Genomic DNA, 11,647 nt, shown 5'->3' on the forward strand with positions numbered 1-11,647 from the left:
TTCGCGGTTGCAAATAATTATACTGGTTAATGCCAACTGCGTTCCCGCTTCGGGTTGCCGAAGGCATCGCCCAATTTTTCGCCATCTACTTTGGTTCTTGTCGCTTGAATGTCAGCTTTATCGCACCTTTCCCACTGGCTTTTGCACCGCTACCAATTAACTTAACTTCCCCTTCGCCGCTAATTTCTACTGATAGTTCAATTTCCTCAAGCTGCATTTTAGAACTTGCTTGCTGTTCAGCACGACTAAACAAGCGTCCTACTAGTTGCAAGAACTGAGTCATGTTCTGTTCTAATTTTTGCGCGGAGACGGGAACCGCATCCCCTTTTGTGCTGCTAGGTTCTTTGGCTTCGTCTCCCCAGCCTCGTGGGTTGTTAATTCCGCCTTTTGTCCCGTCAGGAATGGTAATTGGCGCTACGTCGTCGGTGACAATCAAAATGCTGTCTGGTGGTGTGTCTGACATATCTATGCTCGGTTTTTATTTAGCATTTTCGCATAAATATTTTGTATCACGTAGAAACACGGAGAGATTTTACATTAGATTATTAGTGATGCTTCAGATCCCCGACTTCTTTGAGAAGTCGGGGATCTTTCAGTACACCTGTTTTATCGAATGCAGATTTAGCTAATATGGAAGTCTAACGCTGATACCCTGTAGAGTAACTGGTGATGATGAAGTGCGATCGCTATAATTTCTCGTAAGATAAATCATCAAGTAACTTGTTCTTTCTGGGTAAGTGCATTGCTTGAGCCAGTTCAGTTAGCGATATTTCTAGTGGTTCAGGAAAGTCTTTGAGTAAAATTTCTCCAGAATGACTAGGAGGACGATATTTAGGTATTCTCATGAATGTGTACCTCAATCATGATAATCTACTATTTCTACTTCACAAGCTCCTTCATTTGTCCACACAAAACATATTCGATATTGCTTGTTAAGTCTAATACTATGCTGACCTTATCTGTCACCTTGTAATGCTTCTAATTTATTACCGAGAGGTATTTTCATATCATCTAAAAAAATTGCAGTAAAGATTAATCTTTGTAGGTGGCGTTGGAGACGCACAACAGATATCAAAAGCAACACGATAAATTTAAATTGCAGCGTTCATTTTTGTAGTTGAGAAATTGTGCCTTTTTCGGCGTATCATTTGTTGGGTTACGCTGTCGCTCCACCCAACCTACGGGAGATAGCTTTTGAACATCAACCAATACCACAAAAATTTTGTAATGTCAATCTAAAAACTACTATCCGTTATAAAAAACAACATTTAAAAGTAAGCAAAAAGTAAGAAATGGATTTTTCGTTAAACGCTCAAAACATTACAGGACAAGAAAAATAGATGGTACGACCGCGCAAGGTTTTTGCTCAACATTGGCTCAAAAGTGACAAGGTACTCAACGCAATAGTGCAGGCGGCAGATTGTAGTACAAATGACCGCATCCTGGAAATTGGGCCGGGTACAGGCATTTTGACTCGGCGTTTATTACCTTTGGTAGAAGCTTTAGTAGCAGTCGAAATTGATAGAGATTTATGTAAGTTATTAGTCAAAGAATTAGGAAGTAAAGAGAATTTTTTATTATTACAAGGTGATTTTTTGGAGTTAGATTTAGCAGCGAATTTAACAGCGTTTCCCAAATTTCAAAATGCGAATAAAGTAGTGGCGAATATTCCTTACAATATTACTGGGCCAATCATCGAAAAACTATTAGGAACAATCGCCAATCCTAACCCCCAACCATTCGATTCCATCGTGCTATTAATTCAGAAAGAAGTAGCAGAAAGATTGTATGCTAAAGCTGGGTCAAAAACCTTTGGCGCTTTATCAGTTAGGGTGCAGTATCTAGCAGAATGTGAGTTAATTTGTCCAGTTCCAGCTAGTGCATTTTACCCAGCGCCAAAAGTAGACTCAGCAGTTGTTAGGTTGCGTCCGCGTCAACTAGAAACTTTAGCTAACGACCCACGCAGATTAGAGAATCTGGTAAAGTTAGGTTTTGGGTCAAAGCGCAAAATGTTGCGGAACAACTTGCAATCTGTAATTGACCGCGATCGCCTGACCCAATTACTGGAACAATTAGAAATAAATCCCCAAGCTAGGGCTGAAGAAATCAGCACTCAGCAATGGGTCACTCTGAGTAACCTACTCAGCACTTTTAACTCAGCACTCAGCACTCAAGATGCGTAGTTACACCCTCATCGCTCCTGCCAAAATTAATTTGTATCTGGAAATCATTGGCGATCGCGCTGATGGTTATCATGAGTTAGTCATGATATTGCAAAGCATCGACCTCGCCGACAAAATTTCTGTCCGCGCCATCAGTGAACAAATTATTCGCGTCCACTGTAACCATCCCCAAGTCCCCACCGATAAAACTAATCTCGTATATCGCGCCGCCGAATTAATGACCAAACAATTTCCCGAAGCGGCGGCGAAATATGGGGGAGTGGAAATTACATTAGAGAAAAATATTCCCGTCGCGGCTGGGTTGGCGGGAGGTTCCACAAACGCGGCGGCGGTATTAGTCGGGATAGATTTATTGTGGAACTTGGGACTGACTCAAACCGAAATTGAAGAGTTGGGTGCTACTTTAGGTTCAGATATACCATTTTGTGTCGCAGGTGGAACAGCGATCGCTACAGGTAGAGGAGAACAACTCGCACCACTGCCAAATTTAGATCATATATATATAGTATTGGCGAAATATCGTAGCCTAGAAGTATCTACCCCTTGGGCATACAAAACCTATCGTCAAGAATTTGGTCATACATATCTCAAAGACACCGAAGATTTAGCCGCGCGTGCAGCCGCAGTTCATTCCGGTGAAATAGTCCAAGCAATAGTTCGTAAAGATGCAACAGAAATTGCTCAAAAACTGCACAATGATTTAGAGCGTGTAGTTTTACCTGCTTATTCTCAAGTCATGCAACTGCGAGAACTGTTTGCAACTCAACCAGGAGTTCTCGGAACTATGATGTCTGGTTCTGGGCCGAGTGTGTTTGCAATTGTCGAGTCGGAACCCCAAGCACAAGCAGTCAAACAATTTATCAGAGAAACAATTCCCGACGAAGATTTAGAATTGTTTGTGACTCACACCATTACACACGGCATTCAGATAACATCTTAAAAAGTGAAAGTGCTGAGTGCTGAGTTGAAAGACCGTCCACAATTCATCGTGGTATCAACCTTCTCCTGATTATAAGATTCCACCCACAAGGGACGGGGAATTTACCGAGTGCGAAAGTGCTTCCTTCCTCTTTTTCTTACTCAGCACTCAGTACGGTAAAAAGTAAAAAGTGTTTGTTCAAACTAAGCCAAACTGATTCTGAACTTTGAATGCAACAATACCAAGCAAGACAACAAGTCCTAAAGCTCTGCGAAAATAATTTACACCTTCAAACAATTCTAGCCAAGCCCAAGTAAACAAAGAGCCAGTCGCCAGGGTATCAAACACTAGATGGATTTTCCCAGTCGAAAAAATTAGCGACAATATACTTGTGACAAACCACACAATCAGAGGTAAGTTTGGCATTTGAGCAATGACAATATTACCATTGCGATCACGGAAGGTTTTATCGACTAATGTATTGTCCATAATTTTCGCTGGGAGTTGTTTAATCCAATTAAAACATTCAGACACATCCCAGCCCAATGTATCTAATTGCTGATATTGGGGCAGTTCAGATATGTCTGTATGGGTATATTCAGATTAATGCAGCAAGCAAGATACAATTGTGGACATAGCTGAGACGCGATGGAATTTTTCTGATTGTATGAGTGACCAAAATATCACACCCCAAGAAACCACAACACCAACTCAAGTATCACCACTGCGCTGCATTACAGGCGCAATCATTTCTAGTGGATTAGCATATACTTTATATTCGCTGATGATTGCGATCGCTACTAACTTCGCCAGCAAACCACTCCATTCTCAAAATGAACTCGTCATCAAGATTAGCTCTGCGGTACGCACCTTAGTTGTGGGGATAGTTGCTTTAGGTAGCGGCATATTTGGGATAGTAGCGATCGGTTTAATCGCTCTAGCTGTGCAACTATTAATACAGCAGTTCTCAGCCAAACCAAAAAGCAACTAAATAAACTTTTATCTCCCTTGTCTCCCTTGTCTCCCCTTCCGCCATACTATCTCTGACTCACATGCAAGCACTTTTCCAACTGAGTGCAAGTATTAAGAAGCTGCTGCTTTTTTCGCCAATATTTGGGAGGTATGCCATGATGCTGGCGAAATTGGCGAGAAAAGTGACAAGCATTTTGATAACCCAAAGCCAAAGCAATTTGCTCAACAGTTTGGCTGGTATCCTTGAGTAAAGAACGCGCCGCCATCATCCGCCGTTTCAAAATCCAGCCGTTGACAGTTTCTCCTGTTTGTTTGGCGACACGGTTAGTTAAATAAGCACGGGAGTAACCCACCGCTTCAGCAACTTTCGCTAAAGTAATTCCTTGGTGATAATTTGCTTCGATGTAGTCAAAAACTTGTTTGAGTTGGGGAACCGATGGGAAAATAGACTTTGGTGTTTCCGAGACAGTCACGTTTGCAGGTATAGGTTGTGATTGAGTCGCGTACCAATACCTAAGCAAAGCTTGTTTTTCTAACCGGGTTTGAATCGCCCTCAACAATTGCTCCACCGTTAAAGGTTTGGTAAGATAATCATCCGCGCCCAACTCCATACCTTTACGCAAAGCATCTTTAGTATCGCTACCAGTGAGAAACATAAACGGAATAATTGCTGTGAGTGGGTCTTGACGTAAATCATTTAAAACATCATAACCATCCCTATCCGGCATCGAGATATCACAGATGACCAAATCAGGTAAATTCTCTTGTGCTAACTGGATACCAATACGACCATTTTCTGCGCCGATGGTTTCATAACCCTCAGCTTGTAGACTTTCTAAAAAGAGATTGCGAGTAACAGCATCATCTTCAATGACTAGAATTGTGTGCATCATTGTTTCATCATTAGGATTTGTGGCAGGTTAAAAAACTCATTCAAAACTTTCATTTCATGGAGGGGAAAATAACTGTAAAAGTTGTGCCTACACCAACTTCACTTTTCACATCAATGTGACCACCATGTAAGTCAACTAGAGTTTTCACAATTGATAGTCCTAGTCCAGTACCCGGTAGATGAGCAATATTGCTACCTCGATAAAACGGCTCAAATAGTCGCTGTTGTTCTGCGATGGGTATACCAATACCTCTATCTACAACTTGGAAAATCACCTTCTCTGGTTCGCAGAAAAGTTTTAAATCTACCACCGCACCTGATGGAGAATATTTAATTGCATTGTCGAGCAAGTTTTTCAGAATCGGCGCTAGTAATTTTCTGTCGATGAAAGTAGTGCAGCAGGAACCTTGGCTATCAAAATTAATTTTGTTTTGACTATAGCAAGTATGAAATTGCGTGACTATCTCATGGCAAAACTGTACTAAATTCAGTGGTTGAGCCTCGATATGTAATTTAGCCGTTTCTGCTTTGGCAAATAACAAAATGTCGTCTAACATTTTGCTCAGTTGCTCGACGGCTGTTTGAATCCGCCCTAACAATGGTAGGGTTTTCTCAGTTGTCCATACATGGATGTGCTTTTTGAGTAAGCTATTAGAAAATGAAACTATATTTAGCGGTGTACGTAATTGGTGAGACACCATAGATAAAAATTGCGATCGCAGTTCGCCGAGTTGTTGTGATTTTTCTACAGCTTGGCTAAGTTCGGAAATGTCCCAAATACTCCAGACTCTCCCAATAATTTTTTCTTCTAGCTTCTGCGGTTGGGAGTATTGCGCGAAGATTCGACCATCTTTTAACTCTAAAATATCGTAGCGATCGCCTGTAAAATCACACCGCATCTCCCACATCGAATCACGTAATAACTGCGGCTGTTTCAGTTGATTTTCCAAAAAAGCTCGCCATTGCACGCTATTCCTTGATATTGTCAGAGAGTTGGGAACTTGCCACATCTCAATGAATTGTTGATTCACACTAACAATATCTGCCTCTAAACTAACTGCAATCACGCCATGAACCGTTGACTCCAAAATATACCGCAGTAAAGTCGCCGATTTTTCTAAACTCGATGTTTTCTGCTTCAGGGTTAACACTTCTTGCTGTAAATGTTTATTAATTTCTTGTAATTCCGCAATTAAATTGTGCATATTTAGTTCTAATATTTCATCACTCTCACACCTAAAAATGTAGTTCAATTCCCAGGCTTGACCGACAAATGTCAACTCGGATTGTGGTTTATGTACTAATTTAAAGATGGAACTAACTAACGTGTAACCGTCAGTCTGCATATCCCGCACTCCTTTTAACTAGTTGACAATCAAGCTATATAAATAGCCTGAATAGATGGCAATAGCTGAAGTGGAAATTAAAAATTAATTGAAATTGCTGATTTATTTAAAAATATTCTACCAATAAAAGGATATCACTTTTACTTTCTTGATATAAAAAAATATTGCTTACTAAAAAGTATTTTTTTTATATAGATAATATAAAGTCAACTTCATTTAGACTACTAATTCAGTAGCCAGCCGCAGTATAAATAGCTTGTTTTTTATCAAAGAGTATTAGATATCTCAGCTTACTCACCAAGTCAATAATTAGTAAGAGATTAAATCTAAAAACTATACATTTATCTCACAATTTTGAATATGAATAGACTCAAATAAAATCCCAGAATAACGAAGGTGTTGTAAACTAACATAAATTTATTACCTAGTTTTGTGCATAGAATATTTAATTTTTCAAATTTTACTCCCTAGGGAATCTAACTATAAAATAATCAGCATAATCATCTGCCTCTAGATATAAATAAATTGATGAATCAGCTAAAATAAGCACTAAAATAGGCAAATAACAACATATACATCTATCTTAAGAAATAAAAAGAAATAATTTTGTATGTGTTTTAAAACACATAAAATTAATTCTGTTGACAAAAAAATCGCAGAGAGAGTCAAACATTGATGATTTTTCAGATCATGTAATACCCCTGCATTATTGGTATTTCTTCAAAACAGTAGAGAGTTATTATTTTCCTCTGATTGCGGAGATAGAAAAACTTTATGAAATACAGACTCAACAGCCTGTCTCCTCACCTCAATAATTATTGAGATTCCGTCAGCAACGGTAAAACCAAAGTAAAACAAATTTCTCTTGGGTGCGATTCCACAAAGATAGAACCCCCCAAATGTTCTACGAGTTTTTTCACCAATGCCAACCCCAAACCAGTGCCGCCAGACGTTAAATGTCCTATATTGGGGATGCGGTAGAACTTATCAAAAATGCGAGATAGTTCAGCTTCAGGAATTTCTACACCAGAATTAATCACGCAAAGATGCAGGTGATTATTTTGATGGGAAGCAGTGATTGTGATAGTTTCTCCCGCAGGCGTGTACTTACAGGCATTTTTAACCAACTCACGCAGAATGCGACTCAGGCTAGATATATCAGTAGTTAGCAATGGTAAATCAGGAGGTAGTTGAATTTGCACATTCTGGTGCTGTTGTTGAGATTGAATAATAAATACTTCGATGCTGTAGGGAATCCAATCACCCAAGTTAATCGTCGTCAATTGTAAGGGATAAAACTCAGCATTTAAATACTGCAAATCTAGTAAATCTTGAATTAACTGGAGTTCACCTTGGCACTCTTCATGTAAAATTGTTAAGTATTGCAATATCTTGGGATTATGATGATTTACATTTGTTAATTCAGTTTCTAGTAATTGGATAAATGATTGAATATTCGCTATAGGATTGCGTAATTCGTGAGAGATAGAACAGAGAAAATCATCTTTTAATTGATTGAGCTTTTGTAACTCTTCAACTTGTGCTTGAGCCGCTTGATAAAGTCGAGCTTGACGGAGTGCGATCGCACATTGATTTGCTAACTGTTTAACTAACCTAACTTCCAGTTCATCAAAGGCTTTGGCTGCTGATTTAAACAACCACAAACTCCCCAGAGTTTTTTGATTATCAAAAATTTGACATAATAAAATTGCATATTTTCGCTCAACTTTATCCTCACCGTTGAGAAAGTACCAGCAAAATTGCGTACTGTGTTTTGTCCGCATTGTTGTGGGGAATTCCACCCAACTCTTTATTTGCTTAATACAAGTCACTCCCCAGTCAGGCTCACTATCTTTGTTATATTCATAGGCAACAGCACAAGTTTTTAAATCATTGGTACAAATAGTTGCATAACAGCAATCTAGCTCTAAACCAACTACCAACTCTGCCACTGCTGCTTGCCAAATATGTTTCTCATCTAAACTATCACGAACTGTATCTGTAATACGTTTTAATCTTCCCTCAAACTCTAGTGATCTTTGTAACTCCGCAGTCCGTTGGATAATTTGTTGTTCAAAACATCGGTTCAGTTCTTGCAAAGCTGCTTGTGCTTGTTGACGTTCTTGAATTTCTTGCTGTAAGTGTTTGTTTTGCGCCAAGAGCATTTTTCGCTGCTCATAAATAATCAACTGATTCTGCACTCTCGCTAATACTTCTGACTCTTGAAAAGGTTTAGTAATGTAATCTACTCCACCTAGTTCAAAAGCTTTAATTTTATCTGTAATTTGGTCTAACGCACTAATAAAAATTATAGGAATATTAGCAGTTTTTTCTTGCCGTTTTAATTGTTGACATACTTCATACCCACTGATTTCTGGCATATTAATATCAAGTAAAATCAAATCAGGTGGTTCTAGCTGTGCAGCTTGAATTGCCATCTTAGCACTGACAGTTTTTTTTACCTTAAATCCGTGAGCTTCCAGGATTTTTGCTAATAAACGCAAATTATCTGGTGTATCATCAATGAGTAAAATCAAAGCAGAATCAATTGTCAATTTTGATAAAGACATAATTTATTGGTTTAATTTTAATTAATCTAAAATATCTTTTAGCAAATTAATAATTGTCTCTAAATGAAAATTATCAACTAAATCTTTTAAAGCCTCTGCAAGTTGATACTTACTGGCAGGAATTTCTTGGAAAAGTTGATAAAGCTTTTCATCATCAATAATTAATGCCGCTTCATAAACTTGAGCCAGCCAACTTGCTGGCATATCTGCCAAATCAGAGGTTGTTAATTTTTGTGATTGATGTTTGGATTCTGGGAATTTTGGCTGATGATTTTCCGCATAAACATAGCGCACGCCGAGATATTGTGCCATTTTTTCCAACAGAACGGTTTCTTCAAAAGGTTTAGCCACAAAATCATCACAACCTATTTGTAAAATCACTTCTCTATCTTCAACAAAAGCACTGGCAGTCAACGCGATAATTGCTAAAATTTGGTTTTGATTATGAGCGCGAATTTGTTTAGTTGCCTCATAACCATTCATCACAGGCATTTGTATATCCATCAAAATTAGATGGGGTTGCCAAGCTTTACAGATATCAACAGCCATCAGACCATTTTCGGCTGCACAGACCTCAAAACCGACAGATTTCAGCAGCTTTACCATTAACTGCCGATTTTCTAAAACATCCTCAACAATTAAAATTCGATATCGAGGTTGACCAGGTTTTAAACTAATAACTCGCCTAGTAACTTGGGTAGCAGGTAAAACATCCAGTTTTTCGGCGATAGTCATCTGCACGCTACAAGTAAAAGTTGCGCCTTGGCCGAAGATACTTTGAGCGTGAACATCGCCCCCCATTAATCTGGCAAACTGACGGCTAATGGCTAGTCCCAAGCCTGTACCTTGCATAAATTGTCTGCCACCTTTAGCTTGTGCAAATGCTTCAAAAATTAACTCTAAATCTTCGGTGGTAATGCCAGGGCCAGTATCTTCTACCACAAATTCTACAATTACCTTACCCGATTCTTTGGCATATTTAGCATAGGAAACTCGCAGCGCCACATAACCAACCACTGTAAATTTAATGGCATTGCCCAGTAAGTTAATTAATATTTGTCGCAGTTTACCTTCATCACCACAAACATATTGATTTACCTCTGGACTAAACTCCGTAATGATGTTTATTCCTTTATCAGAAGCTTTGAGGGCAAACATTTCTTGAATTGAAAAAATTAATCGATATAAATCAAAGTAGCTTTCATTTAAAGTGAGTTGCCCCGCTTCAATTTTTGACATTTCTAAAACATCATTAATTAAAGCTAATAAATGTTCACCACTACGACTAATAATGTCTAAATGTTCTCGGTCATTTTGCGACAAAGAGCTATTACGAGTCATAATTTGGGTGAAACCTAAGATAGCATTGAGTGGTGTACGCAATTCATGACTCATTTTAGCTAAAAACTGGCTTTTGGCACGGTTAGCAATTTCGGCTTGCTCGGCTGCTTGCTGAAGTGCTACATGGGAAAATTCTAAAGCTGCTAACATCAAATTATTCTTCATTTCCTGTGCAACTTCAATTTCAAATGCTTGCCAGGGATAGGATTTATTTTTAACTGTTTGTTTCCACCGTTCAAATGATTTACGAGGAGTCAGACGTAAAGTATTATCTGTAGCTAGAGAAATTGATGCTTGCGGATTCCCCGCCCAATTCACAGTCTGGACTTGCTCAGGGCGTAACCAAATAATATGATAAGACCTGTGATTCAGGAAAATTGAAATGGCGAGAATACCACTAACTTTATTTTTAAATTTTCTGGACGGAGGATAGAGTTGTGGTAATGAGTCAGTATAAAAAACTTCTTGTCGTTGTTGATCAGCAAGCCAGGTTATTAGCTTTCGGATATCACTTTCGGAGGGGGTTTGCCCAATTAAAGTTAATTGTTCTTCTAATAATATGGCAACACCTTGAGCTTGCACTAAGTTTAACAAATTAGATTTGTTGCGTTTAAAAACATTGCCAATATAGTCTAACTTATTAGATAATGCTTGTCTGAGTTGTTCTTGAATTATTTTAACTTTTTGGCGGTAAAAATTTAGTTCTCTTTCTTGTTGATTGATTAATTGAACTGAGGCAAACTGCCCAATAAATTCACAAATTTTGCGAATTTCATAATCAACATTTCTAGGTGTATGATGGTGACAAGCAATCATCCCCCAAAGCCGATTTTGATTGATCAGGGAAATACACAAAGTTGCGGTGACACCCATATTCTGCAAATATTCTATATGCCAGGGTGAAACGCTTCTTAATGTTACTGTACTTAAATCTAAGAGTGGATGAGAGGGAATTAACTTGACTGGCTGATAATTGATGTCGGGAATTAAGCGTAAATATTTTTCGTAGTAAAGTTGTCTGGCTTGGGCGGGAATATCTGAAGCTGGATAATGTAAGTCTAAATAACTTTCGAGATGACTGAGCTTATCTTCGGCAATCACAACTCCACTGTAGTCTGCTTCTAATCTATAGAGCATAACCCGATCAAATTGGGTAATTTTTCTGACTTCTTTGACAATAATTTGAAATAGTTCTAGGGAATTTTTAGCATTGGTTATTTGGGAAACTGTTTGTTCTAAAAGATGACAATAACCAAAAAATTGACTATTTTGTGTATGTGAGCGTGGTTCTAATTCTAAGATAAAAATATTGGCTCTCCCAGAGTAGCTATGCTAGAATAGCAGAAATAAATCCAGTATAATTTATATAGAATTAGCAGTAATTGGTGGCAAAAGTCCAAGCTGTAAAAGAGTTATACAAGTAA

10 protein-coding genes are annotated in these 11,647 nt (G+C 38.4%); 3 read left to right on the forward strand and 7 right to left on the reverse strand.

Annotated elements, in window-relative coordinates; translation table 11 throughout:
• Positions 1 to 85: 85 nt before the first annotated feature.
• A complete protein-coding gene (locus H6G79_RS17670) occupies positions 86 to 463 on the reverse strand; it encodes a hypothetical protein (protein WP_190590239.1) in 378 nt (125 codons plus the stop codon).
• Between the two features lie 223 nt (positions 464 to 686).
• Entirely contained in the window at positions 687 to 845 is a 159-nt protein-coding gene (locus tag H6G79_RS17675; RefSeq protein WP_190590238.1) for a hypothetical protein, read from the reverse strand.
• Positions 846 to 1,340: 495 nt separating this feature from the next.
• Between H6G79_RS17675 and rsmA the strand changes: the two genes are divergently transcribed.
• Positions 1,341 to 2,183: a 16S rRNA (adenine(1518)-N(6)/adenine(1519)-N(6))-dimethyltransferase RsmA gene (gene rsmA, locus H6G79_RS17680; RefSeq protein ID WP_190590237.1), complete on the forward strand. Its 843-nt coding sequence runs from the start codon at positions 1,341 to 1,343 to the stop codon at positions 2,181 to 2,183.
• Positions 2,176 to 3,123, forward strand: coding sequence for a 4-(cytidine 5'-diphospho)-2-C-methyl-D-erythritol kinase (gene ispE / locus H6G79_RS17685; protein WP_190590236.1), 948 nt, complete (start codon positions 2,176 to 2,178; stop codon positions 3,121 to 3,123). The genes rsmA and ispE overlap by 8 nt, the downstream gene beginning before the upstream one ends.
• Positions 3,124 to 3,300: 177 nt before the next feature.
• On the opposite strand, the gene H6G79_RS17690 is transcribed toward ispE, so the two are convergent.
• A complete protein-coding gene (locus H6G79_RS17690; RefSeq protein WP_190590235.1) occupies positions 3,301 to 3,591 on the reverse strand; it encodes a hypothetical protein in 291 nt (96 codons plus the stop codon).
• Between the two features lie 178 nt (positions 3,592 to 3,769).
• On the opposite strand from H6G79_RS17690, the gene H6G79_RS17695 reads away from it, so the two are divergent.
• Positions 3,770 to 4,093: a DUF3082 domain-containing protein gene (locus H6G79_RS17695; protein ID WP_190590234.1), complete on the forward strand. Its 324-nt coding sequence runs from the start codon at positions 3,770 to 3,772 to the stop codon at positions 4,091 to 4,093.
• Positions 4,094 to 4,139: 46 nt separating this feature from the next.
• On the opposite strand, the gene H6G79_RS17700 is transcribed toward H6G79_RS17695, so the two are convergent.
• The 4 genes from H6G79_RS17700 to H6G79_RS17715 form a co-directional block, all read right to left on the reverse strand.
• The gene (locus tag H6G79_RS17700) at positions 4,140 to 4,967 is read right to left on the reverse strand and encodes a response regulator (RefSeq protein ID WP_190590233.1); all 828 of its coding nucleotides are present in this window, start codon (positions 4,965 to 4,967) and stop codon (positions 4,140 to 4,142) included.
• Positions 4,968 to 5,016: 49 nt separating this feature from the next.
• Positions 5,017 to 6,312 (reverse strand): HAMP domain-containing sensor histidine kinase, encoded by a 1,296-nt coding sequence (locus H6G79_RS17705; protein WP_242048427.1) that lies wholly within the window; start codon positions 6,310 to 6,312, stop codon positions 5,017 to 5,019.
• 815 nt (positions 6,313 to 7,127) lie between these two features.
• On the reverse strand, positions 7,128 to 8,882 hold the full coding sequence (locus H6G79_RS17710; RefSeq protein ID WP_190590232.1) for a response regulator: 1,755 nt from the start codon (positions 8,880 to 8,882) through the stop codon (positions 7,128 to 7,130).
• A gap of 21 nt (positions 8,883 to 8,903) precedes the next feature.
• Positions 8,904 to 11,531 carry a response regulator gene (locus tag H6G79_RS17715; RefSeq protein ID WP_313933926.1) on the reverse strand — a complete coding sequence of 876 codons (2,628 nt, stop codon included), beginning with the start codon at positions 11,529 to 11,531 and terminating at the stop codon, positions 8,904 to 8,906.
• Positions 11,532 to 11,647 lie beyond the last annotated feature (116 nt).

The sequence above is a fragment of the Anabaena sp. FACHB-83 genome (assembly GCF_014697485.1).
In the GTDB taxonomy this organism is placed as follows: Bacteria; Cyanobacteriota; Cyanobacteriia; order Cyanobacteriales; family Nostocaceae; genus Nostoc_B.